At 52.3% G+C, this 17326-nt stretch carries 17 protein-coding genes; 13 read left to right on the top strand and 4 right to left on the bottom strand.

Features of this window, described 5'->3' with window-relative positions; all coding sequences use genetic code 11:
• Window positions 1-39 precede the first annotated feature (39 nt).
• The 3 genes from Q1A69_RS17400 to Q1A69_RS17390 all read left to right on the top strand — a co-directional run bounded on the left by Q1A69_RS17400 (window position 40) and on the right by Q1A69_RS17390 (window position 3358).
• Window positions 40-1281 (top strand): lipoprotein-releasing ABC transporter permease subunit, encoded by a 1242-nt coding sequence (locus Q1A69_RS17400; RefSeq protein WP_299588242.1) that lies wholly within the window; start codon window positions 40-42, stop codon window positions 1279-1281.
• Window positions 1282-1353: 72 nt separating this feature from the next.
• Window positions 1354-2106, top strand: coding sequence for a lipoprotein-releasing ABC transporter ATP-binding protein LolD (gene lolD, locus Q1A69_RS17395; RefSeq protein WP_299588240.1), 753 nt, complete (start codon window positions 1354-1356; stop codon window positions 2104-2106).
• Complete coding sequence (locus Q1A69_RS17390) at window positions 2099-3358, top strand: lipoprotein-releasing ABC transporter permease subunit (RefSeq protein WP_299588237.1); 1260 nt, start codon at window positions 2099-2101, stop codon at window positions 3356-3358. Before lolD ends, Q1A69_RS17390 begins: the two co-directional genes overlap by 8 nt.
• A 177-nt stretch (window positions 3359-3535) precedes the next feature.
• Here the strand turns inward: Q1A69_RS17390 and Q1A69_RS17385 are convergent, their stop codons facing one another.
• On the bottom strand, window positions 3536-4060 hold the full coding sequence (locus Q1A69_RS17385) for a DUF2062 domain-containing protein (protein ID WP_299588236.1): 525 nt from the start codon (window positions 4058-4060) through the stop codon (window positions 3536-3538).
• A 320-nt stretch (window positions 4061-4380) separates the two neighbouring features.
• On the opposite strand from Q1A69_RS17385, the gene Q1A69_RS17380 reads away from it, so the two are divergent.
• From Q1A69_RS17380 to Q1A69_RS17345, 8 genes are all read left to right on the top strand, one after another.
• Window positions 4381-5046 carry a GntR family transcriptional regulator gene (locus tag Q1A69_RS17380; RefSeq protein WP_299588234.1) on the top strand — a complete coding sequence of 222 codons (666 nt, stop codon included), beginning with the start codon at window positions 4381-4383 and terminating at the stop codon, window positions 5044-5046.
• A gap of 3 nt (window positions 5047-5049) precedes the next feature.
• A complete protein-coding gene (gene prpB, locus Q1A69_RS17375) occupies window positions 5050-5928 on the top strand; it encodes a methylisocitrate lyase (protein ID WP_299588232.1) in 879 nt (292 codons plus the stop codon).
• 111 nt (window positions 5929-6039) lie between these two features.
• Window positions 6040-7167: a 2-methylcitrate synthase gene (prpC, locus tag Q1A69_RS17370; RefSeq protein ID WP_299588230.1), complete on the top strand. Its 1128-nt coding sequence runs from the start codon at window positions 6040-6042 to the stop codon at window positions 7165-7167.
• A gap of 139 nt (window positions 7168-7306) precedes the next feature.
• Entirely contained in the window at window positions 7307-9904 is a 2598-nt protein-coding gene (gene acnD, locus Q1A69_RS17365; protein ID WP_299588229.1) for a Fe/S-dependent 2-methylisocitrate dehydratase AcnD, read from the top strand.
• A complete protein-coding gene (gene prpF / locus Q1A69_RS17360; protein WP_299588228.1) occupies window positions 9905-11086 on the top strand; it encodes a 2-methylaconitate cis-trans isomerase PrpF in 1182 nt (393 codons plus the stop codon).
• A gap of 294 nt (window positions 11087-11380) precedes the next feature.
• Window positions 11381-12055 carry a 2OG-Fe(II) oxygenase gene (locus Q1A69_RS17355; RefSeq protein WP_299588226.1) on the top strand — a complete coding sequence of 225 codons (675 nt, stop codon included), beginning with the start codon at window positions 11381-11383 and terminating at the stop codon, window positions 12053-12055.
• A 32-nt stretch (window positions 12056-12087) separates the two neighbouring features.
• Window positions 12088-12639 (top strand): hypothetical protein, encoded by a 552-nt coding sequence (locus Q1A69_RS17350; protein WP_299588224.1) that lies wholly within the window; start codon window positions 12088-12090, stop codon window positions 12637-12639.
• Between the two features lie 276 nt (window positions 12640-12915).
• Entirely contained in the window at window positions 12916-13161 is a 246-nt protein-coding gene (locus Q1A69_RS17345; protein ID WP_299588223.1) for a DUF2164 domain-containing protein, read from the top strand.
• Between the two features lie 90 nt (window positions 13162-13251).
• Here Q1A69_RS17345 and Q1A69_RS17340 read toward each other — a convergent pair whose 3' ends face one another.
• Entirely contained in the window at window positions 13252-14190 is a 939-nt protein-coding gene (locus Q1A69_RS17340; protein WP_299588221.1) for a DMT family transporter, read from the bottom strand.
• An 82-nt stretch (window positions 14191-14272) separates the two neighbouring features.
• On the opposite strand from Q1A69_RS17340, the gene Q1A69_RS17335 reads away from it, so the two are divergent.
• Window positions 14273-15202, top strand: a complete 930-nt coding sequence (locus Q1A69_RS17335) for a LysR family transcriptional regulator (RefSeq protein WP_299588219.1) — start codon at window positions 14273-14275, stop codon at window positions 15200-15202.
• 118 nt (window positions 15203-15320) lie between these two features.
• On the top strand, window positions 15321-15923 hold the full coding sequence (locus tag Q1A69_RS17330; protein ID WP_299588218.1) for a nitroreductase family protein: 603 nt from the start codon (window positions 15321-15323) through the stop codon (window positions 15921-15923).
• A 99-nt stretch (window positions 15924-16022) separates the two neighbouring features.
• Here the strand turns inward: Q1A69_RS17330 and Q1A69_RS17325 are convergent, their stop codons facing one another.
• Window positions 16023-16520 carry an AgmX/PglI C-terminal domain-containing protein gene (locus Q1A69_RS17325; RefSeq protein ID WP_299588217.1) on the bottom strand — a complete coding sequence of 166 codons (498 nt, stop codon included), beginning with the start codon at window positions 16518-16520 and terminating at the stop codon, window positions 16023-16025.
• A 57-nt stretch (window positions 16521-16577) separates the two neighbouring features.
• Window positions 16578-17111 (bottom strand): GNAT family N-acetyltransferase, encoded by a 534-nt coding sequence (locus Q1A69_RS17320; RefSeq protein ID WP_299588216.1) that lies wholly within the window; start codon window positions 17109-17111, stop codon window positions 16578-16580.
• Window positions 17112-17326 lie beyond the last annotated feature (215 nt).

Genomic DNA, 17326 nt, shown 5'->3' with positions numbered 1-17326 from the left:
ACTTGGATTTCTTGACTATTTTCCGTTTAAATCGACGCTATGTTAAAACCTGTCCCCCTTTATATCGGCCTGAGATATGTGGCTGCCCGCCGCCGGCAGCAGTTCATTTCTTTTATCAACGGCTTCTCCCTGGTCGGCATGGCACTAGGTGTTCTTGCTTTGATCGTTGTGACTTCTGTAATGAACGGCTTCGATCGTGAGCTAAAAACACGGATCTTGAGTGTTGTTCCCCATGGCTTCGTTGAGCGCGATGGCGGCCTGAAGGAGTGGCAGGGGGTTGCGCAGGAGCTTGAACAGCAACCCCACGTGGAGGCTGCGAGCCCATTCGTGAAGGGATTTGCCCTACTAAGTGCTTATGGCGATAGCCACGGCGTCGAGTTCCAGGGGGTCGACCCCGAGGCGTTGCGCAATGTCTCCAAGGTGGGCGAAAACATGGTGATGGGGAACCTGGATGAGTTACAGCCGCGCAGCTATCGCATTGTGCTCGGTCGTATTCTCGCTCAGCAACTCAATGTGCTTCCCGGCGAATCGGTCATACTGACCCTGCCGGAAGTTGCGATAACCCCCGCCGGTATCTTTCCCCGCACCAAGCGCTTTACCGTTGCCGGAATCTTTTCGGTCGGTGCCCAGGTGGATCAGAGCGTAGCTCTGATGAACATAGAGGATGCGGCCCGGTTGATGCGGATGTCCGGAAAAGTGCAAGGGCTGCAGCTGCGTTTTGACGATATGGATAATGCTTTGGGAAGGGTTGCCCCCTATGCGGCCGCGCTTGGTGAGGGCTTCAGTGGCGAGGACTGGAGTCATTCTCAGGGCAGCCTGTTCCAGGCGGTGAAGATGGAGAAGACGGTGGTCACACTGATGTTGATGATCATTGTGGCCGTGGCGGCGTTCAACATTGTCTCTGCCCTGGTGCTGATGGTGGCCGATAAGCGCTCCGATATCGCCGTGCTGCGAACCCTGGGTCTAACCTCGCGTCAGATCATGGCGGTATTTGTTGTACAGGGTAGTGCCATCGGCTTGATAGGTGCCTTTAGTGGCGCGTTGCTGGGAATTTTGATTGCGCTCAATCTCACCGAGATGGTGAGCTGGATAGAGAACCTGTTGGGCGCCAAGATATTTGATCCACGTGTATTTTTCGTCAGCTATCTGCCTTCGGAGTTCCGTATGGGCGACGCGCTCGTGGTGCTTTCTGCGGCGGCGGGTATGAGTTTACTGGCGACCCTGTTACCTGCCTGGCGAGCGGCGCAGATAGAGCCGGCAGAAGCTTTGCGCTATGAGTAAATTTCATATAAATCAATCGATTATGTGGAATTTACAAAGTGATATCTAAGAATTTGAAAACGGCACAAACTGATGAATAGTCGAGTGGAAATAGATACTAAGCAGGCGAGACCGGCTCAGGCTCCCAGTGAGGCCGTACTGGCCTGCCGACAACTGCGCAAGCGTTATCGCCAGGGGGGCCGGGACCTTGAAGTATTGCGTGGCGTGGAGCTGCAAGTAGAGCGGGGCGAGAAGCTCGCCATTGTGGGGGCGTCCGGTTCAGGAAAATCGACGCTGCTGAACTTGCTCGGTGGCTTGGATACCCCGAGCACCGGCGAGGTCTGGGTCGCGGGACAGAATCTTGCGGACCTAAATGCCAATCAGCGTGGTTGGCTGCGCAATAGTAGTCTGGGTTTTGTCTACCAGTTCCACCATCTGCTCAATGAGTTTAGCGCCCTGGAAAATGTGGCTATGCCTCTGTTAATTGGCAAGCACAGTGTGGCGAGTGCGCGATCCGAGGCCAAATCTATGCTTGAGGCCGTGGGTCTCGGCGAGCGAATCGATCACAAGCCTTCGCAGCTCTCCGGTGGTGAGCGACAGCGGGTAGCCATTGCGCGGGCTCTGGTGACAAGGCCCGCTTGTGTCTTGATGGATGAACCCACTGGTAATCTGGACAGGGCCACGGCGGGGGAAATTCACAAGTTGATGGATCGCCTCAATCGCGAGATGAGTATCAGCTTTGTGATTGTGACCCATGACCCGGACCTGGCCGCAGCCTTGGATCGCTGCCTGCACCTGGTGGACGGTGAGCTACTCAGCGATTGGCATCAGGGTAATCATGTTTAAGCCACTTCCCGCCTTTATTGGCCTGCGCTACGCCGGCGCCCAGCGCCGCAACGATGATTCTGTAGGCTTGGTTTCCTTTATTTCTGGCCTCTCCATGATTGGGTTGATACTCGGTGTCGCCCTGATGATCGTGGTGATGTCGGTGATGAATGGCTTCGACCGCGAGCTGCGTGAGCGTATTTTGGGCATCATGCCCCATGCCACGATCTACAACGCCAGTGCAGAAGTGGATTGGCCTGCCTTGCGGGATCAGTTGGCAGCGGATGCCCAGGTGCAGTCCGCGGCCGAGGTCTGGCAGGTGAATGCATTGGCCCGCCGTGGCGCTGAGGTCACGCCGCTGTTAGTCCAGGGTGTAAACCCCGAGACGATCGTCAATGTCTCGAATATCAATGATTTTCTCAGCCCCGGTGCTTTTCCGGCGATGCTTAACGAGTCCGAACCCGGCGTGGTTCTGGGGCGCGGCATTGCCGAAAAGTTGGGGGTGGAGCAGGGGGATTACCTCTCCCTGATTGTGCCGAATAACGATGCCGCCTCCGGCAGTCGCCGCGCAGCCCGTGTGGCGGGTTTCCAGGTATCCGAAATATTCCACTCCGGTACGGCTCTAGATCAGTCACTGGCACTGGTCTCATGGGGGCAGGCTCAGGAATTGGCCGGAAATAGGGGCGGCGCGGGCATTCAGCTGCGTATGACAGAGATGCTTGAGGCCAACTGGATTATGCGGCGCCTGCTGAAGGAGTTGCCGCGCGATGGTTATTACGGGACCGACTGGAGCCGTACCCACGGTAATCTCTACCAGGCGATTCAGATGTCCCGCAACCTGGTGAGTTTGCTGGTACTACTGATCATTGCCATTGCGGCTTTCAATGTTGTGTCTACCCTGGTGATGGTAGTGATCGACAAGCACACGGATATCGCCATTTTGCGCACCATGGGGGCGAGTACTCGGCAGATTCTACTCACTTTTGTCAGTCAGGGCGCTTTGGTTGGCTTGGTGGGGGCTCTTGTCGGGGGCGCCCTGGGGGTGCTGGGAGCCCTCACAGTCACCGATTTGGTGGCTGGCCTGGAGTCTGTATTTGGTATCCAATTCCTGAAGTCGGACGTCTACCCGGTGGACTATTTGCCATCGGAGTTGTCCTGGCCTGATGTTGCCCTGGTGGTAGGCGCTGGTTTCCTACTCAGCCTTTTGGCCACCTTGTACCCCGCTCTGCAGGCCAGCCGCGTACAGCCCGCCGCAGCCCTGCGCAACGAATAAGTCGCGCCGTAACCACGCCCCAAAGTAAGTTGACAGTTTTTTGGGGCGGTAGCGATGTTCGCCGGGGAAGATTGCAGTGATAGGGCCTGGCTGTGGTTGTTAGCGGTGTGCGCTACTGCCAAGTCGGGAGGGCTCAGGTGAGCTTAATGGGTTTCCAGTCGAGAGTGCCTGCAAAAGTCAGCTGACCGCGGAGCGCCGCTCCAGTCTCAATTTCCACCGCTTTACGACATGCCAGCGCCAAAGCGCGCGCATAGAAAAGTAGGCCAATGTAGCGAAGAAGATGCCGGCGAGCAGGGAGCCGATAAATAGCGGCATCCAGATTTTGCCCACCTCACCCGTTAACCACTCCCAGGAAAGCTCAATATTGAAATCCACTGGCGGCGCGCCCAGAATCCAGGCGCCGAGCTTGTAGGTACTGTAAAAGATTGCGGGCATGGTGACCGGGTTGCTGATCCATACCAGGATGATGGAAAGCGGTAGATTGCAGCGCAACCAGAGTGCGAGCAATGCGGCGATGACCATTTGGCCGGGCAGGGGCAGGAAACTGGTAAAGACACCAACGGCAAAGGCGACTGAAACCGAATGTCGGTTCAGGTGAAATAGGTTGGGATCGTGGAGAAGAGTCCCCAGAAACTTGAGCCCATTCTTGGCTCGGATTTCTTCGGGGCTTGGCAGCCATCGCCTGATAATACTCTTCGGCATAACTCTGTCTGAAACCTGGGTGCTGGCAGCCTTGTCAATGAGCGCTGTACCGGGGTTTGGAAATTCTATCGTCGGGATTTTTTCCCTACCCCAGATAAGCATAGAGCGCCCGCGGTGGTTGGGGCATGCCGTATCTGGCGCGGGCGCTATTATGCCCACTTAACGGTGGCAAGACTACTACCGTGATAAAAGTCATTTAGCGCCACACATTGTCAACAATTGTGCGTATCATATCGAGTTGACGCCCAGGTCTCAGTGATTTAAGGTCTGCGCAACTTAAAAATTGTCGACAATATTAGAAATTGATGGGGGTAGCCGAAGTGAATAGCCCTCTGCAGGAGCCACATCAGAGCCTGGCTGAACGCTTGTTTTTGACCTTGCGCGCTGAAATTGTGGAGGGGAAAATCCCTTCTGGCAGTAAAATTAGTGAGCCTGAGCTGGCTCGCCGATTCAATGCGAGTCGCGGTAGTTTACGGGAAGCCTTGATGCGCCTGGAGTCACTTGGGCTGCTGGAACGCCGGGTCAATGTCGGTGCTCGGGTGGTCAAACTGAGTGAACGCGGCCTGCTGGAACTCTACGAATTGCGTGAGGCTCTGGAGGGGATGGCTTGTCGGCTCGCCGCCGAGCAGCGCAGCGAAGAGGACCTACTGGATTTGCGCCAGATGCTCTCCCGCCATGAACAACAGGAAGAATTACAGGCCGGTAAGGCTTACTTCCAGCCGGAAGGGGATTTCGACTTTCATTTTCGTATTGTGCAGGCTTCCAAGAATGATCTGTTGATCGACACCCTGTGCAACCGTCTTTACTACCGTGTTCGTATGTATCGCTACCAGCTGGGTATGGCCAGTCCCAGGGCTCAGCGCGCGTTCCGTGAACACAGCCACATTATCGAAGCCATCGAAGCGGGGGATGGGGAGCTGGCCGAGCTGTTGATGCGCCGTCATATCCGTGCTTCTAGGCAAAATATTGAAAATAAACTGAGGTAGAGTATGAGCCAACAGCCATCCGCCGGCGCGCGTTTTCGCCGCGCACTCGCTGAAAATTCACCCCTGCAGGTCGTAGGCACGATCAACGCCTACTCCGCCATCATGGCAGAGCGTATCGGCCACAAGGCAATTTACCTCTCTGGCGCTGGGGTTGCCAATGCGTCCTACGGCCTGCCGGACCTGGGCATGACCAGTCTCGATAATGTGCTCGAGGATGTGCGCCGCATTAGCGCTGCCAGCGAACTGCCGCTGCTGGTGGATATTGATACCGGCTGGGGCGGTGCCTTCAATATTGCGCGCACCATCAAGGAAATGATCCGTGCCGGCGCCGGTGCGGTACATATCGAAGACCAGGTGGCGCAAAAGCGCTGCGGGCACCGTCCGAATAAAGAAATCGTTTCCAAGCAGGAAATGGTGGACCGAATTAAGGCTGCAGTCGATGCGCGCACCGATGACAACTTCTTTATCATGGCTCGGACCGATGCTTTTGCCCAGGAAGGGCTCGAGGCGGCGATCGAGCGCGCCCAGGCCTGTATCGAGGCTGGAGCTGACGGTATTTTTGCCGAAGCAGTGACCGAGCTGGAGCACTATCGTGCATTCAAGGATGCCTTGAATGTACCGATTTTGGCGAATATCACCGAGTTTGGACAAACTGAGCTGTATAACGCCAAAGAGTTGGGCGAAGCGGGCGCAGATATCGTACTGTATCCGCTGTCGGCGTTTCGGGCCATGAACCGAGCGGCGGAAAATGTGTACTCCAGTATTCTGCAAAATGGTGATCAGAAAGCGGTTGTGGACACCATGCAGACCCGTGAGGAGCTGTACGATTACCTCAATTATCACGTGTTTGAGCAGAAGCTCGACGATCTGTTTAAGAAGTAAACCACCGTACCAGCCGTGTGTAATGCTGGCTCGGGCCCAGGGTTCGGGCAGCTTAAAAGGCGGTTTTCGGGCGAATACAGAAATAGTGTCTACAAAAGGGGAATAAGGAAGATGGCAGAAAAATCATTAAGCGGTGCCGGTCTACGCGGCCAGGTAGCGGGAAAAACTGCACTCTCTACCGTAGGTAAAACCGGCTCCGGCCTCACTTATCGCGGCTACGATATCAAAGACCTGGCGCAACACTGTGAGTTTGAGGAAGTTGCCTACCTGATTTTTTACGGAGAGTTGCCCACCAGTGCTCAGCTGGCTGAATATAAAGCGCTGCTGAAAAGCATGCGCGGTCTGCCGCAAGCGTTGAAGGAAGTTCTCGAGCGGATACCCGCCGATGCGCACCCGATGGATGTAATGCGCACAGGCTGCTCCATGTTGGGCAATCTGGAAGGAGAGGAGTCCTTCGCACAGCAGCTGGAAAAAGCCAATCGTCTGCTGGCCGCTTTCCCCTCCATCATCTGCTACTGGTACCGCTTTACCCACGACAACGAGCGTATTGAAACCGATACGGATGATGACAGCATCGGCGGTCACTTCCTGCATATGCTGCGCGGTGAGAAGCCCAATGCGTTACACGAACAGGTGATGAATGTTTCCCTGATCCTCTACGCAGAACACGAGTTTAATGCGTCCACGTTTACCGCCCGTGTTTGTGCCTCAACCCTCTCCGACCTGTTCAGCTGCATTACCGGTGCGATCGGTACCCTGCGCGGCCCTCTACATGGCGGTGCCAACGAAGCGGCAATGGAAATGATCGAACGCTTCGCCAATCCGGATGAAGCGGAAAAAGGGCTGTTGGGAATGCTCGAGCGCAAAGAGAAGATTATGGGTTTCGGCCACGCGATCTACCGCGAGTCTGATCCGCGCAACGAGATCATCAAAGGCTGGTCTGAAAAGCTGTCTGAAGATGTGGGCGATACCGTGTTGTATCCAGTATCTGTGCGCTGTGAAGAAGTGATGTGGCGCGAGAAGAAGTTGTTCTGTAATGCAGACTTCTTCCACGCTTCCGCTTATCACTTTATGGGTATTCCCACCAAACTGTTCACCCCGATCTTTGTAATGTCCCGCCTTACCGGCTGGGCAGCACATGTGTTCGAGCAGCGAGCAGACAACCGTATTATTCGCCCGAGTGCCGAGTATGTCGGTGTTGAGCCCCGCACTGTGCCTCCAATTGCCGAACGCGGTTAATACACGCCCAAGTGGACGTGAGGCGTACCTGGTGCGCCGTTCCCACCGCTGCCGAAACCCGGCGGCAGTGGGGTCTTCTCTGAAGAGCCCAGATTTAAATAACCTATTCGACTGATTTACCAATCCACGTTACCAAGCTATGAATACTGATTACCGCAAATCACTGCCGGGTACAGATCTCGATTATTTCGATACCCGCGCCGCCGTAGACGCAATCCAGCCCGGTGCCTATGCCAAACTGCCGTATACCTCACGTATTCTGGCGGAAAACCTGGTGCGCCGCTGTGAGCCGGAAAAACTGATTGACTCCCTCAAGCAAATTATTGAGCGCAAGCGCGAGCTGGATTTTCCATGGTTCCCTGCGCGGGTGGTTTGCCACGATATCCTCGGCCAAACCGCGCTGGTAGATCTGGCCGGCCTGCGCGATGCCATTGCCGAGAAAGGCGGAGATCCTGCCAAGGTAAATCCAGTCGTTCCCACCCAATTGATTGTCGACCACTCTCTTGCGGTGGAGCACCCCGGTTTTGAAAAGGATGCTTTCGAGAAAAACCGCGCGGTGGAAGAGCGCCGTAACGAAGACCGCTTTCACTTTATCAATTGGACCAAAACCGCGTTTGAAAATGTCGATGTAATCCCGCCCGGCAACGGCATCATGCATCAGATCAATTTGGAGAAAATGTCTCCAGTGGTGCAGGTACGCGAAGGCGTAGCCTTCCCGGATACCTGTGTCGGTACCGATAGCCACACGCCAATGGTTGACGCTCTGGGTGTGATTTCCGTCGGTGTGGGTGGCCTCGAAGCCGAAAGCGTTATGCTTGGTCGCGCCTCTTATATGCGCTTACCAGATATCGTCGGTGTAGAGCTGACCGGAAAATTGCAGCCCGGCATTACCGGTACCGACCTGGTATTGGCTCTGACAGAATTCCTGCGCCGTGAGCGCGTAGTGGGTGCCTATCTGGAATTCTATGGTGAGGGTGCTGCGAACCTGACTCTGGGCGACCGCGCTACTATTTCCAATATGACGCCGGAATATGGCGCTACGGCGGCCATGTTCTCTATTGATGGACAGACCATTGATTACCTGAAGCTTACTGGTCGCGATGACGAGCAGGTAGCGCTGGTGGAGCAGTTCGCCAAGGAAACTGGCCTCTGGTCCGACACCTTGAAAGATGCCGAATACGAGCGTGTGCTGAAATTTGACCTCACCAGCGTTGGCCGTAACCTGGCGGGTCCGTCCAATCCTCATGCTCTGTTGCCGGCCTCTGAACTGGCCAACCGCGGTATCGCCAAGGCCTGGGAAGAGAAAGCCGGCGAGATGCCGGATGGTGCTGTAATCATTGCAGCCATTACCAGCTGCACCAACACCAGCAACCCGCGCAATATGATTGCCGCAGGTCTGATTGCCCGCAATGCGAACAAACTCGGCCTAACCCGCAAGCCCTGGGTGAAATCCTCCCTGGCACCGGGTTCCAAGACGGTAAAAATGTATCTGCAAGAAGCGGAGCTGTTGACAGATCTGGAGCAGATGGGCTTCGGCGTTGTGGCCTTTGCCTGCACTACCTGTAACGGTATGAGCGGTGCCCTCGATCCCAAAATCCAGCAGGAAGTGATCGAGCGCGATTTGTATTCAACCGCGGTACTCTCTGGTAACCGCAACTTCGATGGTCGTATTCACCCCTACGCCAAGCAGGCGTTTCTGGCTTCACCGCCTTTAGTGGTGGCCTACGCGATTGCCGGTACCATCCGATTCGATATTGAAAAGGATGCGTTGGGGTACGATGCCGATGGCAAGCCAATCACCTTAAAAGATATCTGGCCCAGCGACGAAGAGATCGATGCGATCGTGCGTCAGAGCGTAAAACCACAGCAATTCCGCGATGTGTATATCCCTATGTTTGAAGAGCGGGATGCAGCGGAAGAGCGGGGGCAGGCCCTTTATGATTGGCGCTCAATGAGCACCTATATTCGCCGCCCGCCATACTGGGAGGGCGCACTGGCCGGAGAGCGCGCTTTGAAAGGGATGCGCCCGCTGGCGGTGCTGGGAGACAATATCACCACCGATCACCTGTCTCCCTCCAATGCAATTTTGGCCAGCAGTGCCGCCGGCGAATACCTGGCGAAAATGGGCCTGCCGGAGGAGGACTTTAACTCCTACGCCACTCACCGTGGTGATCACCTCACCGCGCAGCGTGCAACGTTTGCCAACCCGAAACTGCTCAACGAAATGGTGCGCGATGACAGTGGCGAGATTCGCCAAGGCTCCCTGGCTCGTATCGAGCCGGAAGGGCAGGTTACGCGTATGTGGGAAGCGATCGAAACCTATATGGATCGCAAGCAGCCGCTGATAATCGTTGCCGGTGCGGATTATGGTCAGGGTTCCTCCCGTGACTGGGCCGCTAAAGGTGTACGCCTGGCTGGGGTGGAAGTGATTGTTGCCGAGGGCTTTGAGCGTATCCACCGCACCAATCTGATCGGTATGGGTGTACTGCCGCTGGAATTTAAGCCGGGCACTACCCGCGAAACCCTGGGCATTGACGGGACTGAGACCTTCGACGTACTGGGTGAGCGTACGCCGCATGCCACCCTGACCTTACTGATTCACCGCACTAATGGTGAAACTATTGAGGCACCGGTCACTTGCCGCCTGGATACCGCAGAAGAGGCATCCATTTATGAAGCGGGCGGTGTTTTGCAGCGCTTTGCCAAAGACTTCCTCGAAGCAGAGGCGACGGCTTAAATGTTGAAATTTGCTCCTCAAGTCAAAATCCCTGCGACCTACATGCGCGGGGGCACCAGCAAAGGGGTTTTCTTCCGTCTGCAAGACCTGCCCGAAGTTGCGCAGGTGCCGGGAGAGGCCCGTGACAATTTACTGTTACGCGTGATTGGCAGTCCCGACCCCTACGGTAAGCAAACCGATGGGATGGGCGGCGCCACTTCGAGCACTAGTAAAACGGTGATCCTGTCTGCCTGCGATAAGCTCGATCACGATGTGAATTACTTGTTTGGCCAGGTTTCCATCGACAAACCCTTTGTTGATTGGAGTGGTAACTGCGGCAATCTTACCGCCGCTGTGGGCGCCTTTGCCATTAACAGTGGCTTTGTGGAGCCCTCTAGAATTCCGCAAAATGGCGTCTGCACTGTGCGAATCTGGCAGGCCAATATTGGCCAGACCATTGTTGCCCATGTGCCGATCATTAACGGTGAAGTGCAGGAAACCGGCGATTTTGAGCTGGACGGCGTCACTTTTCCGGCGGCTGAAGTAGAGATTGAATTTATGGACCCCGCCGATGGCGAGGGCGCCATGTTACCTACCGGCAACCTAGTGGATGATCTGGAAGTGCCCGGTGTTGGTGTACTTAAGGCCACTATGATCAATGCCGGTATTCCCACGATTTTCCTCAATGCGGAAGAAATGGGTTATACCGGCACCGAGCTGCAGGAGGCGATTAATAGCGATGGCAAAGCGTTGGCCATGTTTGAAACCATTCGGGCCTATGGTGCGGTAAAAATGGGATTGATCTCCTCTGTAGAGGAAGCAGCAGCTCGTCAGCACACGCCCAAAATCGCCTTTGTGGCCAAACCGCAGGAGTATATTGCCTCCAGCGGTAAAAGGGTCGCTGCGTCGGATATCGATCTGCTCGTACGGGCTTTATCGATGGGTAAATTGCACCATGCCATGATGGGCACGGCCGCCGTGGCGATCGGCACCGCGGCCTCTATTCCCGGAACTCTGGTCAATATTGCCGCTGGTGGTGGTGAACGTAATTCAGTCTGCTTTGGTCACCCCTCGGGTACTCTGCGTGTGGGTGCTCATGCGGAAAAAGTGGATGGGCGGTGGACCGCGACCAAAGCCATTATGAGCCGCAGTGCGCGAATTCTGATGGAAGGTTGGGTGCGCGTGCCCGGTGATTGTTTCTAATATCGGTTTGACTACTGCTTTGGAGGGGCAGGGATGCGTCTCCAGAGGACCCTACTTTCACAAGGGTTTAACTTAAGCAGGTTTCGCTCCCTTTTTACTTTCGTAGACTCCCAGGCAGCTTTCGGCTACCGTAGGCTGCATCCGGAGTTCCCATTCTGCCTCTGGCCAACAACCGGCCGCAATCGTACTCGGGCCTTACTCTGTTTCTCATTAAGAATACAGATTGATTATTAAGCGAGTGCTCTTGGCTAAGTTTCCACCCATCGTCGCGCCTCTTATCAGTAGGAAAATAACTTGGTAGCAGCCAAACTGTTGATGTCGCTGGGTGGCGATAGCACTTTCGATGAAACTCTATTTGCCTATATTACTCAGGATCTTACCGAGGAAGGCTATAGTATTCGCCACGCGGCACTTCCCGAATCCCTCTCCAGTGCGCTCCTTGCCTATCAGCAGAAAATAAGTGGAGAAAAATTTATTGATGCGGGGATTGGTCGAGGAGACGATTACCTTTTGAATGAGTTTGTCCGTACCGATGAAATTAGTTGGATCACCGGAGAGCTCGCCACAGGTAGGGAGTGGATCAACTGGGCGAGTCAGCTGCAGGTTTATCTTAACCGACGCCTTTTCCTTGGGCTCTTTTCTTTTGAAAGCCATTTCTCCCACTATAGGCCAGGGGACTACTACAAAAGGCACTACGATGCATTTCGCGGAGAGGCCACCCGGGTGCTTTCTCTGATTGTTTACCTCAATCCCAGCTGGAATCCTCTGGATGCTGGTGAGCTGGTGCTCTACAAAAATGATCAAGATAGGATCGGGACCAAAGTAACACCGTTAATGGGAACGGTGGTGACTTTCTTGAGTGAGGAGTTTCCCCACGAAGTACTGCCTGCAAATCGGGATCGCTATTCTATTGCTGGTTGGTTCCGTGTAAATACATCTGTAACCGATCGAGTTGACCCGCCCCAATAAAATACCGCCCCCACGAGGTTGATGATGAAGGCGTGCTTACCGGGGATATTGTTGCAGAGCCTGCGGTAGTTTATCGAACTAAGAATACAGCGCGTGTAGAAATCAAAGGCTTAGAGCTGGGATTTGATTGGGCTCCTTATCCAAATGGGCATGTCAGTGGTTTCGCAACTTGGTTGCGAAAAGAGATCACCTCAGATTTTGTAAATCGCTGGAATTTCAATAATCAGGCCCTGTTTGAACTGGAGGACTGGGCTGCGGCTCATGACGACAGTAATGATGATCTGTGCCGTAACCTGAAGAGTAATGAGTTACCCGTTTCACCTCGGTACAGCTTTACCATCAACTATGATCACACATTTGAAATGGCGGATGGCAGCCGGGTTATTCCATTTATTGGAGTTCACTGGGAGGATCAGTCTTACCTGACCTACTGGAATGTGGATAAACATGATTTCCCTGCTGATAAAACTTCAACTTTTGACGATAGCCGAGATGCATTCTGGATGGTTAATACTTCCATCCAGTATGTGAGCGCCGATGACCAGTGGAATGTTGAAGCCTTTAGTAATAATACCACTGATTAAGTGGTTCCTTATTATGCCGATGGCAGTGATGGCCTGGTATCCGGTCCATTTCCCACACCGGTAAACTATGGTTTTCGCTTTAACTACAGTTTTTAAGGAATACACCCAATAAGGTTTCCTCATGTCCGAGCAGCCCTAGGTTGCTCGGACTTTTTCGTTCTGTCTTGTGCTACCTATAGCGGTTGTCGTAATCTCAGATCGCTAATAGATGCCAGTGGGTTTGTCTGATGAATAACACTGCTGGGTAAAAGTTTAACGATTAATGAGATTATTCTTATGTCAGGAATAGAAATTAGTAAAGAGCGTAAGTCTGCACTTGTAGAGAAGGTAAGGGGTTACCTCTCTGAAGAGTTTGACCTGGAAATTGGTGGCTTTGAGGTGGAGTTCTTTATTGATTTCCTTGCCAAGGAAATGGGGGCAGGCTTCTATAATCAAGGATTGCATGATGCACAAGCCATTGTGTCTTTGAAATTGGAAGATATCTCTGATGCTATTTATGAGATTGAAAAGCCTGTTAATTAACACTGTCGTTCTTCGTTGTGTGTGTAAGTCAAGGGGAAAAAAGAGCTGCTGGAATTTGCAGCTCCTGTTTGAATAAGGGTTGCTGGGGTGTTAATTTTGAACGGTCTTTTCGGTCTGAATAAATAGCATGGCGGAAAAAACCAGAATAATGCCAGGAAATAGGGCAGCGTTGAATTCTGACATTCCCAAGAGCAGGGCTAGTATCAGAACAAAAACTGGGTTCAAGAATCCATAAGCGGCCACCTTAGTCGGGCCAATTTTTAGTGTGCCGAAGTGCAATAGGAAGAAACTCATCAATGTGGTAAATAGCGCCAGGTAGAGTAAGCCCCCATAGATCTCAAAAGATACATTTTGCCAATGTATTTCACTTAGGTCGGGTAGGGCTAGTAACAATAGCCAGAGTGCACCGAACAAAATCACCCAGAAGGTCATAACTTCCGTGGGTTCGCCCGAATGAATCCGTTTAACTAACGGGTTATAAAGGCTAAGTGAAATCGCCCCAAACAAGAAAATCCTGTCCCCCTGGTTTAAATCCAGTGCCATTGCAGCAGTTATATCTCCCTTAAAGACGATCCAAGCTGCACCCAGGGCTCCAAGAAGTAACCCAATAACTTTCCGAGTACTACTACGCTCGCCATTTACTATTAGGGCGAATATGGCGGTCATCGCGGGGACCGTTGTAAAGAGCGCTCCGGTATTAATCGCTGAAGTCTGTTTTAGCGCTTCAAACATACACCAAAAAAAGGTGACTAAAGGGATGCTTAGCAAAGCATAACGTACCAATTTCTTTAATTTGGGAAGCTGCAGCCCGTGTCTAAAAAAAATAAAAGGTGCAAAAAGCCCGGCCGCCATTAGGAATCGAATCAGCATCATCACATCTGCTGGAAGTGAGTCTGCGATTAACTTCCCTACGGGGAACGAGCTGGCCACGAAAAAGGTGGTGATCATCATCAAGCCGTGAACCCACCATTGAGAGGGGCCTGATCTTCTAATAGTTGCTGGGTTGATGTTTATGGTTGGTTCTCTCACGACGGCCCCCTCTCTCTATACAGTGAGATAAGCGTAAGCTGTTTCTGATAGAATGATAATCCACGATTAAAGATACATTCTGTTGAGTAAGGGGAAACAGTTGGCCATGGAAAACTTTGGAGCCATACCGGTATTTGTTACCGTGGCCGATACCGGCGGATTTTCACCTGCGGCTAAGTTGCTGGGGATTTCAAAATCGGCAGTGAGCAAACGGATTAGCCAGCTTGAAGCCCAGCTTGGAGTGAAACTGCTACACCGTACCACGCGAAAACTGAGTTTGACGGAGGCCGGAGAGCATTTTTATCAGCACGCGCGCATCGCGCATCAAGCGGCTAAAGATGCCCAGGACGCAGTAACACAACTGCAGGGGGAGCCTCAAGGCCGCCTGCGCATTAACAGCCCTATGTCTTTTGGCAGATTGCATTTAGCGCCCCTCATCCCCGTATTCCTGAAACGCTACCCAAAGATCAGCATTGATATGGTTATGGACGATAAAGTGGTGGATCTGGTCGGTGAGGGCTTTGATATCGCCATTCGAGCAGGTGACCTGCCTGACACCAGTTTGGTTGCGCGGAAACTGGCCCCTTTGCAAAGTGTGCTCTGTGCATCACCGGAGTATCTGAAGGGCTTCGGTACGCCAACCGAACTGGAGCAACTGGCTGAGCACAATTGCCTGGTATTTACCTATTCCAGAGATGTAAAAGAGTGGACTTTTATCAAAGAGAACCACCTTCAAACCATAGAGATCAAAGGTAACTATCAGGTAAACAATAGTGAAGCGTTAAGGGAGGCCATCATTCAGGGGGTTGGAATTGGCCGTTTACCTACTTTTGTGGCTGGGCCTGATATTAAAGCGGGGGCGTTGGTCCCGCTGTTCGAAGAATACCAAATGCCGGCTAAAACCATTTACGCCGTCTTTCCCGAGCGACAGTACATGCCCGCTAAGGTGCGGGCTTTTATAGATTTCGCAATAGAGTACTTTGGTGACGATATACCTTATTGGGATAACTAAACTGTAAACCTTTTCTCAACAGTAATTCAACATAAGTGATCATTATCAATCATAAGGAAACCCATTAAGCTTTCTCTCATCGACATTCCCACGAATACTGACACTCAGAGAGAAGATTATGGACTTGTTCACAGCTGTTGAAACACGCCGCTCAGTAAAGCACTACGATACGACAGCCCAGATGTCAGCCAGTGAGTTTTACCACCTTATCCAAGCGACCATGTTGTCTCCCACTTCCTACAACATTCAGCACTGGCGCTTCCTGCGTGTCACTGATCCCACTCTTCGCAGTGAGCTTAAGGGCGCCGCTTGGGGCCAGCAACAGGTGGAAGATGCTTCTGAATTGATCATACTTTGCGCCGATATTAATGCCTGGCGAGATCGTCCTGAGCGCTACTGGGCTGATGCGCCCAAAGAGGCTCGGGAGGTACTGGTCCCTATGTTGACGAACTTTTACGCTGGCAAGCCCCAGCTACAACGGGATGAGGCTATGCGAAGCTGTGGATTGGCGGCGCAGACCATGATGCTTGCGGCAAAAGCGCAGGGCTATGATACAGGTGCGATGGTTGGGTTCGATCCACAGAACGTTGCGGAGCTAATCAACCTGCCTGATGGCTATCTAATTGGAATGATGATTGTCATTGGTAAGGCCAGCAAAACCGCGAATGGGCGCGGTGGCCAGCTATCGATGGATGAGGTTTTGTTTGAAAATCGTTTTTGAAGACAATCCCCGGATAAGTTCTTCGTGCCGCTCGTTCTAACGTTCAGAATCGCTGGCAATCAATCATCTCTCCATAGAGGCTAGGGGATGATTGATTACCTACTCAGGGTGGGGATTTTGCATCTGGTGAGCATTCTTAGCTGGTAAAAAGTATAGCGGGTAGTGGGTGGTGGTTTTGCGAGCGTCACTGGGCCCAAAATCTATTTGCTGAATATTGGCTGTAACTTGATTGATAAAGACTTTGGAGTTTAGAGTGGTGTGAGCCACAGTAATGCTGGAGACTTTGCCGCCGGGCTCAATGGTAAGAATAAAATCAGCTTTACCTGCAAGTGTGGGGTTATTTTTGAGAGCACTTAGATACAACCGATAAAGCGTACCTTTGTGCTTATCGAATACCCTCTGAATTTCATCTTTACTGCGTTCTTGATTGCGCTTGATTTTTTGGGTGTGTGTAGCAAGCTCTATACCATCGGTCTTTTTATCGGAGTATCGAGTTTGGCCATTATGATCGACCCACTTGTGAATTTCCGCACTAGTGGATGTTGCTGACAAGAAAAGGGCAGCAGAAATCCAAATTCTAATGGAATTTTTACTCATATTTTTGTTTTTCCCGAGTATTGGAGGTAACTGATGGGGAAATCCTGCTGATATGTTTTAGGGTTGTTGATCGGGGCAGTGTTTTGGGTCAGTTGTGATGACCAAATACCTCTGCACAGTATACCCATCGACCTCAACTTCTGATTGCAGTGTGCCACCGCATGCTTTTATGGTGTTGGCAGAAGCCGAGTTGTCTTTATGGCAGTGAATGTGAATTGACTCGGCCCCCATTATACGAAGCCGATTAATGGATAATTCCATTAACAATTTTCCAAGCTCTTTGCCTCGGAAGCTGGGCCTGATGCCTAAGCCAATATGTCCACCGCAATGGGCGATGGCATCGTTCAGATAATGGCGGATATTGGTGACACCGACTAACTCACTTCCTTCAACAAGCCAAAGTGTGGTGCTTGGGACATAGCCATCCGGTAAATGGTTACCCGAAGCGAAGCCTTCAAGCCTACTGATTAGAGCGGCAAAGTCAGTATGGTCAAAATCCAGTGGGAAAGGATAGCGCTCTTCATTGCCTAGATCTTCTATGTATCGCCTATAACTGTGTTCATATTGAGCTGACGGGGTGACTAACTTCATTAATTTACCCTTGCGCATGCAGATAGTGGGGAGCAAATAGTACCTAAGGAAAGCACTTAGATCTGTAGGGTGGTTATTGTTTCACTCTTATTTGTTATGCATATTTTTTCAATAACGCTATGGCTTTGTTTGGGATAGTCCCTAGATTGCCAACATAAGTGACACACGTTTACCCACCAAAAATTCCAGTGGGCTCAAGTAATTTAACACCTTCC

Source organism: uncultured Microbulbifer sp. (assembly GCF_947498635.1).
GTDB classification, from domain to species: Bacteria; Pseudomonadota; Gammaproteobacteria; order Pseudomonadales; family Cellvibrionaceae; genus Microbulbifer; species Microbulbifer echini.
This window is presented reverse-complemented; position numbering and strand designations above follow the sequence as displayed.